The sequence below is a fragment of the Micromonospora sp. PLK6-60 genome (assembly GCF_019890675.1).
In the GTDB taxonomy this organism is placed as follows: domain Bacteria; phylum Actinomycetota; class Actinomycetes; order Mycobacteriales; family Micromonosporaceae; genus Micromonospora.
On the sequence record NZ_JAIOAA010000005.1, the window covers coordinates 1 to 18,157 of the forward strand.

General features: G+C 73.9%; 10 protein-coding genes and 2 pseudogenes. 11 read left to right on the top strand and 1 reads right to left on the bottom strand.

All coding sequences use genetic code 11. The features are described 5' to 3' along the window. Positions 1-809 (bottom strand): annotated as a pseudogene (locus K7640_RS11550) (glucosidase); the annotation flags it as partial. 42 nt (positions 810-851) lie between these two features. Between K7640_RS11550 and K7640_RS11555 the strand changes: the two are divergent. The 11 genes and pseudogenes from K7640_RS11555 (at position 852) to K7640_RS11605 (ending at position 18,107) form a co-directional block, all read left to right on the top strand. After that, positions 852-2,792 carry an amylo-alpha-1,6-glucosidase gene (locus K7640_RS11555; RefSeq protein ID WP_222954782.1) on the top strand — a complete coding sequence of 647 codons (1,941 nt, stop codon included), beginning with the start codon at positions 852-854 and terminating at the stop codon, positions 2,790-2,792. A gap of 147 nt (positions 2,793-2,939) precedes the next feature. Beyond that, positions 2,940-4,268, top strand: coding sequence for a glycosyltransferase family 4 protein (locus K7640_RS11560; protein WP_222954783.1), 1,329 nt, complete (start codon positions 2,940-2,942; stop codon positions 4,266-4,268). 78 nt (positions 4,269-4,346) lie between these two features. After that, positions 4,347-6,464 (top strand): serine/threonine-protein kinase, encoded by a 2,118-nt coding sequence (locus K7640_RS11565; RefSeq protein ID WP_222954784.1) that lies wholly within the window; start codon positions 4,347-4,349, stop codon positions 6,462-6,464. Between the two features lie 88 nt (positions 6,465-6,552). Then, complete coding sequence (locus K7640_RS30580; protein ID WP_308042523.1) at positions 6,553-8,499, top strand: protein kinase; 1,947 nt, start codon at positions 6,553-6,555, stop codon at positions 8,497-8,499. A gap of 102 nt (positions 8,500-8,601) precedes the next feature. After that, positions 8,602-9,411: a metal-dependent hydrolase gene (locus tag K7640_RS11575; RefSeq protein ID WP_222954785.1), complete on the top strand. Its 810-nt coding sequence runs from the start codon at positions 8,602-8,604 to the stop codon at positions 9,409-9,411. Between the two features lie 663 nt (positions 9,412-10,074). After that, positions 10,075-11,358 carry a LacI family DNA-binding transcriptional regulator gene (locus K7640_RS11580; protein ID WP_255608747.1) on the top strand — a complete coding sequence of 428 codons (1,284 nt, stop codon included), beginning with the start codon at positions 10,075-10,077 and terminating at the stop codon, positions 11,356-11,358. Next, positions 11,282-12,592 carry an extracellular solute-binding protein gene (locus tag K7640_RS11585; RefSeq protein WP_222954786.1) on the top strand — a complete coding sequence of 437 codons (1,311 nt, stop codon included), beginning with the start codon at positions 11,282-11,284 and terminating at the stop codon, positions 12,590-12,592. The genes K7640_RS11580 and K7640_RS11585 overlap by 77 nt, the downstream gene beginning before the upstream one ends. 55 nt (positions 12,593-12,647) lie before the next feature. Further along, positions 12,648-13,607, top strand: a complete 960-nt coding sequence (locus tag K7640_RS11590; protein ID WP_222954787.1) for a carbohydrate ABC transporter permease — start codon at positions 12,648-12,650, stop codon at positions 13,605-13,607. Between the two features lies 1 nt (position 13,608). Continuing rightward, complete coding sequence (locus K7640_RS11595) at positions 13,609-14,484, top strand: carbohydrate ABC transporter permease (protein ID WP_222954788.1); 876 nt, start codon at positions 13,609-13,611, stop codon at positions 14,482-14,484. 194 nt (positions 14,485-14,678) lie between these two features. Next, positions 14,679-16,716, top strand: a pseudogene (gene yicI, locus K7640_RS11600) (alpha-xylosidase). Beyond that, complete coding sequence (locus K7640_RS11605) at positions 16,713-18,107, top strand: GH1 family beta-glucosidase (RefSeq protein WP_222954789.1); 1,395 nt, start codon at positions 16,713-16,715, stop codon at positions 18,105-18,107. Before yicI ends, K7640_RS11605 begins: the two are co-directional and overlap by 4 nt. Positions 18,108-18,157: the final 50 nt, after the last annotated feature.

Sequence of the window (18,157 nt, forward strand, 5' to 3'; positions counted from 1 at the left end):
ACCCAGTGCTCGCCGACCAGCCGCGCGCCGGCCCGCGCGCCCCGGCCCCGCCGGACGGCCGGGGTGCCGACCAGCCGCGGAATCCGGTCGCCGCCGGGCAGCCCCCAGGCCCAGGTGTTGCGGAACCAGAGGCTGGGCAGCACGTGCAGGGTCTCGTCGCGGTCACCCCGGTTGGCGACGGTGACCAGGATGCACATGTCGGTCGGGGACGCCTTGGCGTAGTCGACGGTCACCGCCCAGTACCGGTCGTCGTCGAAGATCCCGGTGTCCACCAGCTCGTACTCGGTGTCGTCGCGGCCGCGCAGCGCGTTGACCGCGACCAGTTCGTCGTACGGGAAGGCGGCCTGCGGGTAGTGGTAGCGCCAGCGCATCCAGGAGTGCGTGGGGGTGCTGTCGAGATACCACCAGTATTCCTTCACGTCCTCGCCGTGGTTGCCGCCGTCGCCGCCGAGGCCGAACATCCGCTCCTTGATGATCGGGTCCCGCCCGTTCCACAGCCCGAGCGCGAAGCAGAACGTCTGCCGGTCGTCGCACACGCCCGCCATGCCGTCCTCGTTCCACCGGTAGGCTCGGGACCGCGCATGATCGTGGGGGAAGTAGTCCCACGCCGTGCCGTGCTCGCTGTAGTCCTCCCGCACCGTCCCCCACGCCCGCTCGGACAGATAGGGACCCCATGCACGCCAGTCCTGCTCCCCGGCGTCGGCCTGGGCGAGCCGGAGCCGCTCGGGGTCGGGGGTCGCGGAAGTCGGGCGGTCAGTGATCACCTGCACATCTTCGACGCCGCCGGGGTACTTCACCACAGCGGCCATTGTCGTCGTGGCGTGTTACACCTCGCCGCCGGTGGAGGAAAGTTGATCGAGATTCGTTTCGGCCCGCAGGTCTGCGGCGACCTGACCAGCGCCGCCGGACGTGAATGGCTGGTGCCCGACGGCCTCGGCGGCTACGCCATGGGCACGGTCGCCGGGCTGCGCACCCGCCGCTACCACGGGCTGCTGGTGGTGCCGGGAGAAACCCCGGCCTCCCGGAAGGTGGGACTCGCCAGTCTCGATCCGGCGGTGATCATGCCGTCCGGGGCGCGCGCCCGGCTCGGCGCGCACGAGTGGGCCTCCGGCGACGTCGACCCGCGCGGCTTCGAACTGCTGGAGCGCTTCGACCTCACCGACGGGCTGCCCCGCTGGCGGTGGCGGATCGGCGAGGTGGTGCTCGAACGGGAGCTGGCCATGCTGCCCGGCCGGTCCTGCGTCGCGGTGGTGCACCGGCTGGTCAGCGGCGGTCCGGTCGAGCTGGAGCTGGCCGCCGCCTGCACCTGGCGGGACGCGCACGGCGAACGGCGGGCCGACGGCCCGCCGCTGCGGATGGAACCGGTCGACGGCGGCGCGGTGCTCGAGGGGGCGTACCGGCTGTCCGGGCCGGGCTGGACCCCGCAGGGCCACTGGTGGCGCGGGGCGTACCACCGCGAGGAGGCGGCCCGCGGCCTGCCCGCCGCGGAGGACCTCTGGTACGCGGGCCGGTTCCACGACGTGCTGCGCCGGCCCGGGGACACCGTGTCGGTGCTGGCCTGGGCGCACGATCCCGCCCCCGTTCCGCCGCCGGCGCCGGAGGTGGTCGCGGCCGCCCGGCGGCGCAACCGCACGGTGGTGGCGGCGGCCAAGCCCGCCGACGACGTCGAGGCGACCCTGGCGCTGGCCGCCGACGCGTTCGTGGTGCGCACCGACCAGGCCCCGGTGGACGTGGTCGCCGGCTACCCGTGGTTCGGCGCCTGGTCGCGGGACACGATGATCTCCTACGAGGGGCTGTTCCTGTGCACCGGCCGGGCCGACCTCGGCCGGGAGCTGCTGCGCTCCTACGCGGCGACGCTGTCGGAGGGGATGCTGGCCAACACGGCCGACACCGGCCGGGTCGAGTACAACACCGTCGACGGCACGCTCTGGTTCCTGCACGCGGTGAACCGGCACGTCACCCGCACCGCCGACACCGACCTCGCCGACGAGCTGCTGCCGGCGCTGCGCGGGGTCGTCGACGCGCACCTGGCCGGCACCCGGTACGGCATCGCCGTCGACCCGGCCGACGGGCTGCTCACCCAGGGTGGCCCACCGGACGTGGCGCTTACCTGGATGGACGCCCGGGTGTACGGGGTGCCGGTCACCCCGCGGGTGGGCAAGCCGGTGGAGGTCAACGCGCTCTGGGTGAGCGGGCTGGCCGGCCTGGTGGAGCTGGCCGGGCTGACCGGGCGGGACGCCGGCGAGCTGCCCCGGCTGCACGACCGGGCCCGGGCGGCGTTCCGGGACCGGTTCCCCGCCCCGACGGGCTGGCTGTACGACGTGCTGGACTCCCCGGCGCCGGCGTACCCGCTGGGCGGGGCGGCGCGGCACGACGACGACCTGCTGCGCCCCAACCAGCTGCTGGCCTGGTCGCTGCCGTACGCCCCGCTGGAGCCGGACGAGTCGGCCCTGCGCCGGGTGCGGGCCGCCCTGCTCACCCCGCTCGGCCCGCGCAGCCTCTCCCCCGACTCGCCGGGCTTCGCCGGCCGGCACCGGGGCGGCCCGGCCGACCGCGACGGGGCGTACCACCAGGGCACGGTGTGGCCGTGGCTGACCGGTCCGCTGGTCGACGCCCACCGGCGGGCCGGGCTGCCGACCGAGGACCTGCTGGTCGGCCTCGACGGCCACCTGACCGAGTACGGGCTGGGCTCGGTCAGCGAGACGGCCGACGGCCTCGCCCCGCACGCCGCGACCGGCTGCCCCTTCCAGGCCTGGTCGGTGGCGGAACTTCTGCGCGTGCGGCGCCCCTGACAGCCGGGCTTTACATCGCCGCAACGGCGGCGTCTCCGCTGGTTATCCACTTCCGGTGAGGATGGTGATCGAACCCAGGCGACACCCCGGCACCCGACGAGGGCGGCCCGGACGCGCCTGCGTACGACACAACTCAAAGGGGGCCGCATGTCACCGGAAGCCGCCGACGTGATCGACATCCACCCCGCCCGGCGCCAGCGGGTGCTGATGCTCTCCTGGGAGTACCCGCCGGTGCTCGTCGGCGGACTCGGCCGGCACGTGCACGCCCTGTCCGTGGCGTTGGCCGCCGCCGGCCACGAGGTCACCGTCGTCACCCGGCACGCCGACGGCGCCCCGCTGGAGGAACACGTCGACGGCGTGCGCGTGGTCCGCGCCGCCGAGGACCCGGTCACCTTCCCGCTGGCCACCGGCTCGCTGCTGGCCTGGACGATGGCCTTCAACCACACCCTGACCCGGGCCGCCCTGCGCGCCGCCGGCACCGGCGGCTACGACGTCGTGCACGCGCACGACTGGCTGGTCGCGCACACCGCCATCACCGTGGCCGAACACCTGCGGCTGCCGCTGGTCACCACGATGCACGCCACCGAGGCCGGGCGGCACCAGGGCTGGCTGCCCGAGGAGATGAACCGCACCATCCACGGCGTCGAGCACTGGCTCAGCACCTCCTCGACCCGGCTGATCGCCTGCTCCGGCTACATGCGAGACCAGGTCACCACCCTGTTCGGGGTGCCCGCCGGGCAGGTCGAGGTGGTGCCCAACGGGGTCGACGACCGGGCCTGGCGGGCCCGCCCCCGCGCGGTCGCCTCCGCCCGCGCCCGGTTCGCCGCCGACGGCCCGCTCGTCGGGTACGCCGGCCGGTTGGTCTACGAGAAGGGCGTGCAGCACCTGGTCGACGCGGTGCCGCGGCTGCGCGACCGGCACCCCGGCCTGCGGGTGCTGATCGCCGGGGACGGCCCCTACCGGGGCGAGTTGGAGGAGCGCACCCACCGGCTCGGGCTCGGCGGCACCGTACGTTTCACCGGGTTCCTCGACAACACCCAGCTGCCGGCGGTGCTCGGCGCCACCGACGCCACCGTCGTACCGAGCCTCTACGAGCCGTTCGGCATGGTGGCGCTGGAGGCCGCGGCGGCCGGGGCGCCGCTGGCGGTGGCCCGCACCGGCGGGCTGGCCGAGATCGTCGAGCCCGGCGTCACCGGCGTGACGTTCCCGCACAGCGACCCGCCGGCGCTGGCCGGCGCGGTCGGCCAGCTCCTCGGCGACGAGGTCTTCGCCCGCCGGGTCGCCCGCGAGGCCCGCAGCATGGTCGGCCAGCGGTACGGCTGGGCCACCATCGCCGCCCGCACCGCCCAGACCTACGCCGCCGCCCGGCGCGAGCACGGTTCGCGACCGGCCCGCCGGGTCGTGGTCGACGGGCCGCCCCGCCGGCAGCCGATCGCCATCCCGGACGGCAACCTGCTCGCCACCGCGGCCTCCTAGCAAGATGAAGGCCGCCAGCCGATAGGTCTGCTCCGATCCATTGGTTAACGTGTACGTCGGCCAACGGTGAGGAGAACCGTGCAGCAGGTAGTGATCGCCGGTCGGTACCGCCTGCTCGAGCTGGTCGGACGGGGCGGAATGGGCCGGGTCTGGCGGGCTCGGGACGAGGTGCTGCACCGTGAGGTGGCGGTGAAGGAGATCGTCCCGCCGTCCTGGCTGGCCGAGGCCGACCGCGACGAGCTGCGGCTGCGTACGCTGCGCGAGGCGCGCACCGCCGCCCGGCTCAACCACGCGAACGTGGTCCGGGTCTACGACGTGGTCAAGGTGAACGACCACCCGTGGATCATCATGGAGTACGTCCCCTCGCGGTCCCTTCAGACGGTGCTGGACACCAGCGGCCCGGTCGACCCGGTCCGGGCCGCCGACATCGGGCTGTCGCTGCTGGCCGCGTTGCGGGCCGCGCACGACGCCGGCGTGCTGCACCGGGACGTGAAGCCGCAGAACGTGCTGATCGCGCACGACGGCCGGGTGATGCTCACCGACTTCGGGCTGGCCACCTTCGACGGCGGGGACGGGCTCACCACCCGGCCGGGCATGGTGCTCGGCTCGCCGCAGTTCGTCGCGCCGGAACGGGCCCGGGACGGGGTGTCCACGGTGGAAGCCGACCTGTGGTCGCTCGGCGCCACGCTGCACGCCGCGGTGGAGGGCCGCTCGCCGTACGCCCGCAGCACCGCGATGGCCACCCTGGCCGCGCTGGCCTCGTCCCCGCCGGACCCGGCCCCGAACGCGGGTCCGCTGCGCCCGGTCCTGCAGGGCCTGCTGCGCCGCGACCCGCGCAAGCGGACCCGGCACGACGAGACGGCCCGGGGACTGGAGACCGTCACCCGGCCGGTGCCGACCACCGAGCCGCCGACCGTGCCGCAGATGCCGGTCGCCCGCCCGGCGACCGGGCTGGTCACCCCGCCGCCGGCCTGGCCGGGCCCGGGCCGGGCGGGCGCGGACGCCGAGGCGGCCGAAGCCGCCCCCACCAGCCCCGCCGTGGCGCCCACCAGCCCCGCGCCGGCCGCCCCGCCGGCCCGGCCCGCCGAGCCCTCCGTGCCGCCGCTGTTCCATCCGCTCGGCGGCACGGGCACCGGCCGGCGGGGCGGACCGGCCCGACCGGCCGGGGGCGCCGACGACCCGCGCGCCGCAGCGAAGGCGGGTTCCGCCACCGGCCCCGGCTGGCCGGAGACCCCACCGGCTGGTGCCGGCCCGCAGCCGGCCACCCCGCCGCCGAGCAGCACCGGCCCCGGCTGGCCCACTGGGCCGCTCGACCCCGCCGCCGCGGGCGTCGCCGGCGGACCGGGTCCGGGACACCGCCGGGCCGGGGATCCGGGTGCCGGGCCCCGCCGGGCCGGCGAGCCCGGGTACGAGCGGGCAGCGGCCGGCGCTCCGGGGCACCGCCCGGCCGGCGGGCCGCTGCGGCGGCTGGCCGACGAGCGGTGGGCACTGCTGGTGATGGCGCTGGTGGTGGCCGTGGTGGCCGGGGTGGGCACCGCGCTGGCGGTCACCCGGGACCACGAGGGCCGTTCACCGTCGCGGGGCGGCAGCGCCGCACCGAGCGGCCAGCCCGAACCGCCGGGCGCCGGACAGGACCGGGCCGGCCCGCCCGACGGGCGCATCCCGCCGCCGTTCCCCTGCCTGCGGCCGGACCCGGTGGGCGTGCCGGTCGGCCGCGGTCCGGCCACGATGGACGACGGCTTCCGCCCGCCGGCCGGGTGGACCTGGCAGAACGGCACCGGCTACCGGATCGCCGTGCCGGTGGGCTGGCTGCGCAGCCAGCAGGGCGCGGTGGTCTGTTTCCGGGACCCGGACAGCCTGCGCACGCTCAGCGTCGAGCCGCTCACCGCCGAGGCGGTGGACCCGCTGGCCCATCTGGGGGCCGAGGAACGCCGGACGCTCGACGAGCGGGCACTGCCCGGGTACGACAAGGTCCGCCTCGGGGCGGACGGCGGCGACACGGTGTGGGAGTGCCGGTGGGACGCGCCGTTCGGCTCCCGGCAGCGGGCGCTGCGCCTGCTGCCGGGCGGTGACCTGCGCGGGTGGACGATCGGCTGGAGCACCACCGACGCCGACTGGACCGTCGCGGCCGCCCAGCTCGGGGTGGTCCGGGAGAGCTTCCGCTCCGCCGGGTCGACGCAGGTGACCCCGACCTGACCCCGGGGGCGCGTGGCGCGGTCGCCGTCCGCTGAGAAATCGCGGACCGCTGGATATCGTGTACCCGGGGTGACCGAAGGGACGCGAGGTGCGGCAACAGCTGGTCGGCGCACGCTACCGGCTGCGCGAGCTGGTCGGCTCGGGCGGCATGGGGCGGGTCTGGCTGGCCGGCGACGAGATGCTGCACCGGGAGGTCGCGGTCAAGGAGGTCGTGCCGCCGGCCTGGCTGGCCGAGAGCGAACGCGAGGAACTGCGGCTGCGGACGATGCGCGAGGCGCGTACGGCGGCCCGGCTCAACCACCCCAACGTGGTCCGGCTCTACGACGTGGTGCACGAGGGCGACAACCCGTGGATCGTGATGGAATACGTGCCCTCCCGCTCGCTCCAGCAGATCATCAGCGCCGACGGGCCGCTGGAGCCACGCCGGGCGGCGCAGGTGGGGCTGGCGGTGCTGGCCGCGCTGCGTGCCGCGCACGAGGCCGGCGTGCTGCACCGCGACGTCAAGCCGCACAACGTGCTGATCGCCGACGACGGACGGGTGCTGCTCACCGACTTCGGGCTGGCCACCTTCGCCGGTGGCGACGGCGCGATGACCGGTCCCGGCCTGGTGCTGGGCTCACCGCAGTTCGTCGCCCCGGAACGGGCCCGCGACGGCGCGTCCGACCCGCGCACCGACCTGTGGTCGCTGGGCGCGACGCTGTACGCGGCGGTGGAGGGGCAGTCCCCGTACGCCCGGCCCAACGCCATGGCGACGCTGAGCGCGCTGGCCTCCGAACCGCCGGCTCCGGCCCGCCGGGCCGGCCCGCTGCTGCCGGTGCTCACCGGGCTGCTCCAGCGCGATCCGCGCCGCCGGCTCACCGCCGTCGAGGTGGAGCCGCTGCTGCGCGACGTGGCCGGGGTGGCCCGGGACGGCCCGGCCTCCCGGGCCGGGGTGGCCGCCGGCCTGGCCCGGGCGGCCGGTGATCCCCCGCCCGCGTGGCCCGGCCCGGCACCGCCCGCGACCGGCGGTGGCACGCCCGCCGGCTACGGTCCGGAGCTGCCCCGGGCGGGCGGCGCCCCGCCCACCGTCGAAGGTCCGGAGCTGCCGCGCGCCGGCGGCGCCCCGCCCACCGTCGAAGGTCCGGAGCTGCCGCGCGCCGGCGGCGCCCCGCCCGCCGACGGAGGTCCGGAGCTGCCCCGCGCCGGCGGCGGCGGCCCTCGACCGGGGCCGGGCAGCGTGCGGTTGCGACCGGTACCGGCGCCGCGGCCCGGCTCGGCCGCTCCGCTGACCGCCTCCCCCGGTGCGACCCCGGATCGCGCCCGCCCCGGCTGGCGGCGGCCGTCCCGGCTGGTGGGGCTGGGCGTGGTGGCCGTGCTGCTGGCCGGTGCCGGCACCGCGCTGGCGCTGACCGACCGGGACGGGACGGTCCGGCCCCGGGGGTCCGGCGCCGGCTCCCCCGCCCCCGCCTCGGCCCCGCCCAGCACCGCCGGGCCCACGACCGGCGCGACCGGCGCGGGGGCGGCGCCCGCCCGGGCGGGTGCCTTCCCGTGCGGCGCTGCCCCGCCCGGGGCCACGCCGGTGGCCTCCACCCGGCCGCGCGCCGGGGAGCTGGCCCTGCTGCCGGGCTGGACCTGGTACCGCGACCCGGCGGGCTGGCGGATCGCCGCGCCGACGAACTGGCTGCGCTGGACCGACGACGGGGTCGCCTGCTTCCGGGAGCCGGACGGGTTCCGGGTGCTCAGCGTGGCCACGCTCGACCCGCCGGCCGACCCGGTGGCGCACTGGCGGGCGGAGGAGCGCCGGCTCACCGGCGCCGGCAAGCTGCGCGGTTACCGGCTGGACGAGATCGCCCCGGTGGACATGTTCCGGGGCGGGGCGCTCTGGGAGTGCGGCTGGGTGACCGACGCCGGGGTGCCGGTGCACACCGCCCGGCTGCTGCTGCGCACCGGGCCGCAGCGGGCGTACGCCGTGGCGTGGCTGACCAAGGAGTTCGACTGGCAGGTCAACCGCGAGTACTTCCTGATGATCCGGCAGAGCTTCGGCCCCGGCGATTGAGCCTGCCTCCTGTGTGGACGGTCGGTTGATTGCCCCCGCGAGACCGCTCTGACACAGTGGCGTAGTTTGTGGATCAAGATCCTCCGGGGAGGCGAGAGCGGCATGATGGGACCGTCCCACGCGCTGTCTGGCGCGGCGGTGTGGCTGGCCGGGTCCTGGGCGCTGGACCACTTCGCCGACTACCACCAGTCGCCACTGGCGCTGGCTGTGGGCACCGCCGTGTGTGCCGGCGGGGCCCTCTTCCCCGACCTGGACCTCTCCGGCAAGGTCACCCGCAACCAGGGCGGCGCGACGGTGGCCCGCACCTTCGGGGTGTTCTCCCTCTTCGTCGCCGAGGTGATGGAGAAGATCTCGCTGGGCGTCTACTACGCCACCAAGCTCAGCAAGGATCCGCGCCGCAACAACGGGCACCGGACGCTGACCCACACCATCCCGTTCACCGTGCTGGTCGGCTGGGGCACCACCGCGCTCTGCACCGCGTACGGCAAGTGGGCGGTGGTCGGCATCCTGTTCTTCATGATCGGTTTGGCGCTGCGCGGGTTGTTCGACGAGTGGGCCGAGCGGGCCGGCTGGGTGATCGTCACGCTGACCTCGGCCGCCGCCGCCTGGTTCACCTTCGCCAACCTGCCCGGCGACCGGGGCTATCCGATGATCGGGCTGGCCGTCGGGGTCGGTTGTTTCGTGCACATCCTCGGCGACATGATCACTCGTGCCGGGGTGCCGATCCTCTGGCCCATCCCGATCAAACGGCGGATGTGGACGATGATCGGCCTACCGAACAGCATCGCGCTGCGCACCGGCAGCAAGGCCGAGGTGGTGGTGTTGCGGGCCGCGATGACGGTGGTGGCGGTGCTCGCCGCGGTCGGGCTGGTCGCGCCCGGCCTGCTGCGCCGCTTCGACATCGAGGTCTGACGGTACGGCGCGACGGTCGCCGGCGTTCTCCCGGCCCCGGGGGGCTTCGGTGTGCACGGCGGGTGCGTGGTGGGCGGCTTCCGGCTTCCGGCTCACCGCTCCGCCGCTGGGCGCCGGCTGCCACCCCGACGGACGCTGATCCGGGCGCTGGACCGCCCACTGCCGCCTCGACAAACGCTGAAGCGCGCTGGACCGCCCACTGCCACCCCAACAGACCCTGACCCGCGCACTACCAACTTGATGTCGTAAACGAATCAGCGCGGCCCGGCCGGAGCCGGTGTCACCGCCGTGACCAGCGGTAACTCTCCGTCACGTCGGACCCGCGATTCGTTTACGACATCAAGTTGGTAGTGGGCGGAAGACCCCTCACCGGGGCCCGCCGCCACCGCACCGAGCCCGACGCCGCACGGACCGGGGCTGCCCACCGCACCGAGCCCGACGCCGCACGGACCGGGGCTGCCCACCGCACCGAGCCCGACGCCGCACGGACCGGACCTGGCGGGATCGGCACGAAACGGGCCGAAGCCTACGGGTGGGCAAACGACCATGACGCAGGTTCGTCATCGGGTATTGACGCGCCCGTAACGGGTGCCCTACTTTCGTCGAAACGGTTAGTCGAAGCGTTTCGACAACCCCCGCCGGAGCACCGAGGGAGGCACGCCGATGGCCACCATGCACGACGTCGCCCGCCTCGCCGGGGTCTCGCTCAGCACCGTGTCGTACGTGCTCACCGGGGCCCGCCCGATCTCGCAGACCACCCGCGAGAAGGTGCTCGCCGCGATGGCGAAGCTGGACTACCAGCCCAACGCGATGGCCCGGGGGCTGGCCAGCCGGCGCAGCCGCATCCTCGGCCTGCTGCTGCCGATGGACGACCGGGGCCTCGGCGCCACCGAGACGGCCTTCGTCACCGGCGCGGCCGCCGCCGCCAGCGAGGCCGGCTACCACCTGATCCTCTCCCCGGTCGGCGCGGAGGACGCCGAGGACCTGCGGCGGCTGGCCAGCCAGCGGATGCTCGACGGGGCGCTGCTGATGGAGGTGCGGCTCGACGACGCCCGGGTGCCGGTGCTGCGCGAGGCGGGGGTGCCGCTGGCGCTGATCGGCCGGACCGCCGACACCGCCGGCCTGTCGTACGTCGACATCGACTTCGCGCAGACCGTGACGGACGCGGTGGCGCACCTGGTCGGCCTCGGCCACCGGCGGATCGTCTACGTGAACCACTCGGCGGACACCATCGCCGCCGGCTACGGCCCGGCCGCCCGCACCGGCGAGGCGTTCACCGCCGCCATGAGCGAGCACGGCCTCACGCCGCTGATGATCCCGGCCGAGGACAGCGCGGCGGGTGGGCGGCGGGCGCTCACCGAGGCCCTCGCCCAGGCCCCCGACCTGACCGCGGTGCTGGCCATGAACGAGCGGGCCATCTTCGGCATCCTCGGCGAGCTGGCCGGGCGGGGGTTGACCGTGCCGGACGACGTCTCGGTCGTCTCGATGGTCACCTCGCCGCAGGTCGCCGAGCTGGCCACCCCGGCACTGACCGCGATGGCCTCCCCCGGTTCGGCGATGGGCCGGGCCGCGGTGCAGACCCTGCTGCGCAACCTCGACGTCGATCCGGACGAGGTCCGCCAGCAGTTGCTGCCGTGCGCGCTGGAGGTCCGGGGCTCCAGCGGGCCGGCGCGTACCTCGGGAACCGGCGCGGCCGGGGCCCGTTCGCAGGGAACCGGCGCCCGGGACACCGGCGCGACCGTCACCGGCGTGGGCGGGACCGGCTCCGACGAGCCGGCTTCGACCAGGACCGGAGCAGCCCGCCGCCGCGCTGCCACGCAGCGGCGGGCCAAGAGGAGTACCGGCTCGATACTCACCGAGGAGACTAGCAATGCGACGAATCCGCAGGATCGCGGCGGCGGCCCTGGTGGCCGCGCTCGCGACCACGGGCCTGACAGCGTGCGGTGACGACGACGGCGGCGGCGGCGAGGGCGCCGACGCCACCAGTCTGAAGCTCTGGCACTACGAGGGCGCCAATAGCGCGATGGGGGTGGCCTGGGACCGGGCCATCGAGATCTTCAAGCAGGAACACCCGAACGTCACGGTCACCTTCGAGCGCAAGGCGTTCGAGCAGATCCAGCAGAACGCCGGGATGATCATCAACTCGGCCGAGGGCCCGGACGTGATGGAGTACAACAAGGGCAACGCCACGGCCGGTCTGCTCTCCGCCCAGGGCCTGCTCACCGACCTGACCGACGAGGCCACCCGGCGCGGCTGGGACAAGGCGCTCAGCCCGAGCCTGCAGACCACCGCCCGGTACGACGACAAGGGCGTGATGGGCTCCGGCAAGTGGTTCGGCGTGCCGAACTACGGCGAGTACGTGATGGTCTACTACAACAAGGACCTCTTCGCGAAGCACGGCGTCACCGTGCCCACCACGCTGGACCAACTCACCGCCGCGATGGACACCTTCGTGGCCAAGGGCGTCACCCCGCTCGGCACGGCCGGTGCCGAGTACCCGGCCGGGCAGCTGTTCTATCAGCTCGCCCTCGCCAAGGCGGACCGCTCCTTCGTCGACAACTACCAGCTCTACAAGAACCCGGTGGACTTCAAGGCCGACCCGCTGAAGTACGGCGCCGAGACCTTCGCCGAGTGGGTGCGCAAGGGCTACGTGTCCAAGGACTCCGCCAGCGCCAAGGCGGAGGACATGGGCACCGCGTTCATCGCCGGCAAGACCCCGATGATCGTCTCCGGCAGCTGGTGGTTCGGCCGGTTCAAGAGTGAGATCAAGTTCGACTGGGACACCTTCCTGTTCCCCGGCAACACCCTCAACGCCGGCTCGTCCGGCAACCTCTGGGTGGTCCCGGCCAACAGCAAGGCCAAGAGCCTGGCGTACGACTTCATCGACATCACCATGCGGCCGGAGATCCAGGCGCTGATCGGCAACAACGGCGGCGTGCCGGTGGCCGCCGACCCGACGAAGATCAGCGACCCGAAGGACCGGAAGCTGATCGAGGACTTCAACCGGGTCAGCTCCGCCGACGGGCTGGCCTTCTACCCGGACTGGCCGGTGCCCGGCTACTACGACGTGCTGGTCGCCGGGTTCCAGGGGCTGATCAACCAGTCCAAGACCCCGGACCAGGTCCTCGACGCGATCGCGAAGCCGTACGCCGACGGCGTCGCGGAGATCAAGCGCGGCTGACCTGGGGCGGGCGGGCCCGGCGACGGACCCGCCCGCCACCGGAGGGGATCTGGCAATGGCTTCGTCCGACACCCTGGTCGCCCCACCGGCGACCCGCACCCCCGCCCCACCCGGCCGCCGCCCGCGCCGCGACCTGACGTGGTGGCTGTACCTGCTCCCCGGCGCCGTGCTCTTCGCGCTGGTCATCGGCGTTCCGCTGATCTACACCGGGTACCTGTCGCTGACCCGCTGGTCGGGCATCGGCGACCCCACCTTCATCGGCCTGGACAACTACCGCCGGCTGCTGGACGACGAGGTGTTCTGGACCTCGTTCCGCAACACCCTCGCCATGATCGTGGCGATGGTGGTGGTGCCGACCGTGGTCGGGCTGGTGCTCGCCGCGGTGCTCTTCGACACCATCGGCCGCCGCTTCCGGCCGCGTACCGCCGCGGCGCTGCGGGCCGCCTTCTACCTGCCGCAGGTGCTGCCGGTGGTGGTCGCCGGCATCGTCTGGGGCTGGATCCTGCGCCCCGACGGCGCGGTCAACGGCCTGCTCGCCGCCGTCGGGCTCGACGGGTGGCGGCACGACTGGCTCGGTGATCCGGACACCGCCCTGCCCGCCGTGATGGGCGTGATGATCTGGGTGCAGATCGGCTACCCGGTGGTGGTCTTCATGGCCGCCCTGCAACGGGTCGACCCGGAGCTGTACGAGGCGGCCGAGATCGACGGCGCGGGCTGGTGGCGCCGGTTCCGCGCGATCACCCTGCCGCAGATCCGACCGGAGACCTTCGTGGTGGCGCTGACCTGCACCATCGCCGCGATGAAGGTGTTCGGGCCGATCTACGCGCTGACCCGCGGTGGGCCGGAGAACGCCACGAACGTGCCGTCCTACTTCGCCTACTACACGTTCTTCAAGAAGCTCCAGGTCGGCTACGGCTCGGCGGTGTCGACGGTGCTGACGCTGATCATCGTGGTGGTGGCCCTGCTGTTCATCCGGGCCCAGCACCGCGCCGAACGACGCGACGGGGGTCGCTGACATGGCCGTCACGCTCACTCCGGCGGGGCCCGCCCGGCGGGCGCCGGACCGGCACCACCGCGGCGTCACCCGGTGGCTGGTGCTCGCCGCGGTCACCCTGGCCGCGCTGGCGATGCTGGTGCCGTTCGCGGTGATGCTGCTCAACGCGTTCAAGTCGCCCGGCGACTACTCGACGAACGGGCCGCTGAGCTGGCCGAGCGAGTTCTACACCAAGGGTCTGGTGACCTACTGGCGGGAGGCGGACTTCCCGGTCAAGCTGTGGAACTCGACGCTCATCGCCGGCTCGGTGGCGGTGCTCGCGGTGGTGGTGTCGCTGCTCAACGCGTACGCCCTGGGCATCGGCCGGGTCCGCGGCCGGCTCTGGATCGTCGGCGCGTTCCTGCTGGCCAACATGCTGCCGCAGGAGTCGCTGGTCTACCCGCTGTACTACTTCGCCAAGGAGGCCGGCCTCTACAACACCCGGCTGGCCGTGATCATCATCTTCACCGTCATCCAGAGCGCGTTCGGCACCTACCTGCTCGCCTCGGTGCTCGGCACCTTCCCGAAGGGCCTGCTGGAGGCGGCGGCGCTGGACGGCTCCGGCAAGTGGACGACGCTGTGGCGGGTGGTGCTGCCCAACGTCCGGCCCACCCTCGCGGTGCTGCTGGTCTTCTTCTTCATCTGGACCTGGAACGAGTTTCTCATCCCGCTGGTCATGCTGATCGACAACGAGACCCAGACCGTCCCGGTGGCGCTCGCCTCGTTGCAGGGCGACCGGCTGATGGACGCCCCGACCACCAACGCCGGGGCGCTGCTGAGCCTCGTCCCGGCCATCGTGTTCTTCCTCATCTTCCAACGCACGCTGAGCCGCGGCATCACGGTAGGAGCCGAGAAGTGAAGTTCACCGACGGGTACTGGCAGCTGCGCCCCGGGGTCAGCGTGCTGCGCCCCGGCGTGGTGGAGTCGGTCGAACCGGACGAGCGCGGCTTCACCGTGTACGCCCCCGCCGGCCGGATCACCGGCCGCGGCGACACCCTCAACCGCCCGGTGATCACCGTACGGTTCTTCTCCCCCGCCCCCGGGGTGGTCGGGGTGACCATCGGCCACCACAGCGGCGGGCTGCCCCGGGAGCCCCGGTTCGCGCTCGACACCAGCACCGACCACCCGGTCACCGTGGAGGTCACCGGGCTCAGCGCGTCGCTGACCACCGGGGAACTCACCGTCCGGGTCGCGCTTGTCGACGGGTGGCGGGTGGACTTCCTGCGCGGCGACCGGGTGGTCACCTCGTCCACCGAGCGCAGCGTCGGGGTGGTCACCGACGCCGACGGCGGGGCGTACGTGCACGAGCGGCTGGCGCTCGGCGTCGGCGAGACGGTCTACGGCCTGGGCGAGCGGTTCGGCGCGTACGTCAAGAACGGGCAGGTCGTCGACGTGTGGAACGCCGACGGCGGCACCGCCAGCGAGCAGGCGTACAAGAACGTGCCGTTCTATCTGAGCAGCGCCGGCTACGGGGTGTTCGTCGACCACCCGGAGCACGTCTCGTTCGAGATCGGCTCCGAGGTGGTGTCGCAGACCCAGTTCAGCGTGGCCGGGCAGGTGCTCACCTACCACGTCATCGACGGCCCGACCCCGAAGGACGTGCTGCGCCGCTACACCGCGCTGACCGGCCGGCCGGCCCGGGTGCCCGCCTGGTCGTACGGGCTGTGGCTGTCCACCTCCTTCACCACCTCGTACGACGAGAAGACGGTCACCGAGTTCGTGGACGGGATGGCCGAGCGGGACCTGCCGCTGTCGGTGTTCCACTTCGACTGCTTCTGGATGCGCCAGTTCCACTGGGTCGACTTCGTCTGGGACCCGGCGACCTTCCCCGACCCGGAGGGCATGCTGCGCCGGCTGCACGAACGCGGGCTGAAGGTGTGTGTGGATCAACCCGTACATCGCCCAGCGGTCGTACCTGTTCGAGGAGGGCCGGCAGGCCGGCTACCTGGTGCGCAACCCGGACGGCTCGGTCTGGCAGTGGGACAAGTGGCAGGCCGGCATGGCGCTCGTCGACTTCACCAACCCGGACGCCGCCGCCTGGTTCGCGGGCAAGCTCAAGGTGCTGCTGGACATGGGGGTGGACTGCTTCAAGACCGACTTCGGTGAGCGGATCCCCACCGACGTGCTCTGGCACGACGGGTCCGACCCGCAGCGGATGCACAACTACTACTCCCACCTCTACAACAGGACCGTCTTCGAGTTGCTGGAGGCCGAGCGGGGCGAGGGCGAGGCGGTGCTCTTCGCCCGGTCCGCCACCGCCGGCGGGCAGCAGTTCCCGGTGCACTGGGGCGGCGACTGCGAGTCGACCTTCACCGCGATGGCCGAGTCGCTGCGCGGCGGGCTCTCGCTGGCCGCCTCCGGCTTCGGTTACTGGAGCCACGACATCGGCGGGTTCGAGGGCACCCCCGACCCGGCGGTGTTCAAGCGGTGGATCGCCTTCGGGCTGCTCTCCTCGCACTCCCGGCTGCACGGGTCCGGGTCGTACCGGGTGCCGTGGGCGTACGACGAGGAGGCGGTGGAGGTGCTGCGCCACTTCACCCGGCTCAAGCTGCGGCTGATGCCGTACCTGGCGGCGGCGGCCGAGGAGGCGCACCGCGACGGCGTGCCGGTGATGCGGCCGATGCTGCTGGAGTTCCCGGACGACCCGACCGCGGCCTACCTGGACCGGCAGTACATGCTCGGCCCGGACGTGCTGGTCGCGCCGGTGTTCAGCGCCGACGGCGAGGTGACGTTCTACGTCCCGGCCGGCACCTGGACCCATCTGGTCACCGGCGAGCGGCTGACCGGGCCGGCCTGGGTGACCCAGAAACACGCCCCGGACAGCCTGCCGGTGCTGGCCCGGCCCGGCGCGGTGATCCCGTTCGGTGACCGGCACGACCGGCCGGACTACGAGTGGGCCGACGGGGTCCGGCTGCGGCTGTACGCGCCGACGCCGGGCCAGCGCACCCGGGTGCGCATTCCCGCTCCCGGCGACGGGCCGGGCGCGGAGTTCGAGGTACGGTACGCCGACGGTGCGGCGACCGTGGAGCTGGTGGCCGGCACCTCGTCGGGGTACGGCTGCGACGTGGTGGACTCGGAGGTGACGCGATGACGGCACGGACCTTCCCGCCCGACTTCCTGTGGGGGGCGGCGACGGCGGCGTACCAGATCGAGGGGGCGGCCGACGAGGACGGCCGGGCGCCGTCGATCTGGGACACCTACAGCCACACGCCCGGGCGCACGTTGAACGGCGACACCGGTGACGTGGCCGCCGACCACTACCACCGCTGGGCCGAGGACCTGGACCACCTGGCGGAGCTGGGGCTGGGCGCGTACCGGTTCTCCATCTCCTGGCCCCGGGTGTTCCCCGGCGGCAAGCGCAACCCGGCCGGGGTGGACTTCTACTCCCGCCTGGTGGACGGGCTGCTGGAGCGGGGCATCCGGCCGGTCGCCACGCTCTACCACTGGGACCTGCCGCAGGAGTGGGAGGACGCCGGCGGCTGGCCGGTCCGGGACACCGCGCTGCGCTTCGGCGACTACGCGGCGGACATCGTCGGCGCGCTCGGCGACCGGGTGGACACCTGGACCACGTTCAACGAGCCGTGGTGCTCGGCCTACCTCGGCTACGGCTCGGGGGTGCACGCGCCGGGGCGTACCGAACCGGCCGCCGCGCTGGCCGCCGTACACCACCTCAACCTGGCGCACGGCCTGGCCGGCCGGGTGGTCCGCGAGCTGGCCCCGCGGGCCCGGCTGTCGGTGACGCTGAACCTGCACGTGATCCGGCCGGCGTCGGACTCGGCGGCCGACGCCGACGCGGTACGCCGGATCGACGCGCTGGCCAACCGGGCGTTCCTCGGCCCGCTGCTGGACGGGGCGTACCCGGCGGACCTGCTGGCCGACACGGCGCGGGTGACGGACTGGTCCTTCGTCCACGACGGTGACGAGCGCACCGCCGCGGTGCCGCTGGACGTGCTCGGGGTGAACTACTACTCGACCACCCTGGTCCGGGCCTGGGACGGGGTGTCGCCCCGCTCGGACGCCGACGGGCACGGCCGCTCCGCGCACTCCCCGTGGATCGGCGCCGGCGACGTCGACTTCCTCCCCCAGCCCGGCCCGCACACCGCGATGGGCTGGAACATCGACCCGACCGGCATGACCGAGCTGCTGCTGCGGCTGCGCGACGAGTACCCGCGCGTGCCGTTGATGATCACCGAGAACGGGGCGGCGTTCGCCGACGAGGTCGCCCCGGACGGGGCGGTGCACGACGAGCGCCGGGTCGACTACCTGCGCCGGCACGTCGACGCGGTGGGCGTGGCGATCGACCGGGGCGCCGACGTGCGCGGCTACTTCGTCTGGTCGCTGCTGGACAACTTCGAGTGGGCGTGGGGCTACGACCGCCGGTTCGGCATCATCCGGGTCGACTACGACACCCAGGTGCGGACCTGGAAGGACAGCGCGCACTGGTACCGGCGGCTGGTCGCCGGCAACGCGCTGCCGGACTGAAAAGAGTCGGGGGTCGGGTCTAGCCTCTCGGCGAACCCCACGGGAGAGGA

Bases quoted from the DNA above. Each gene is read 5' to 3' on its own strand.
- K7640_RS11560 (WP_222954783.1), top strand. From the start codon at position 2,940: ATGTCACCGGAAGCCGCCGACGTGATCGACATCCACCCCGCCCGGCGC.
- K7640_RS11575 (WP_222954785.1), top strand. From the start codon at position 8,602: ATGATGGGACCGTCCCACGCGCTGTCTGGCGCGGCGGTGTGGCTGGCC.
- K7640_RS11580 (WP_255608747.1), top strand. From the start codon at position 10,075: ATGGCCACCATGCACGACGTCGCCCGCCTCGCCGGGGTCTCGCTCAGC.
- K7640_RS11585 (WP_222954786.1), top strand. From the start codon at position 11,282: ATGCGACGAATCCGCAGGATCGCGGCGGCGGCCCTGGTGGCCGCGCTC.
- K7640_RS11590 (WP_222954787.1), top strand. From the start codon at position 12,648: ATGGCTTCGTCCGACACCCTGGTCGCCCCACCGGCGACCCGCACCCCC.
- K7640_RS11595 (WP_222954788.1), top strand. From the start codon at position 13,609: ATGGCCGTCACGCTCACTCCGGCGGGGCCCGCCCGGCGGGCGCCGGAC.
- K7640_RS11605 (WP_222954789.1), top strand. From the start codon at position 16,713: ATGACGGCACGGACCTTCCCGCCCGACTTCCTGTGGGGGGCGGCGACG.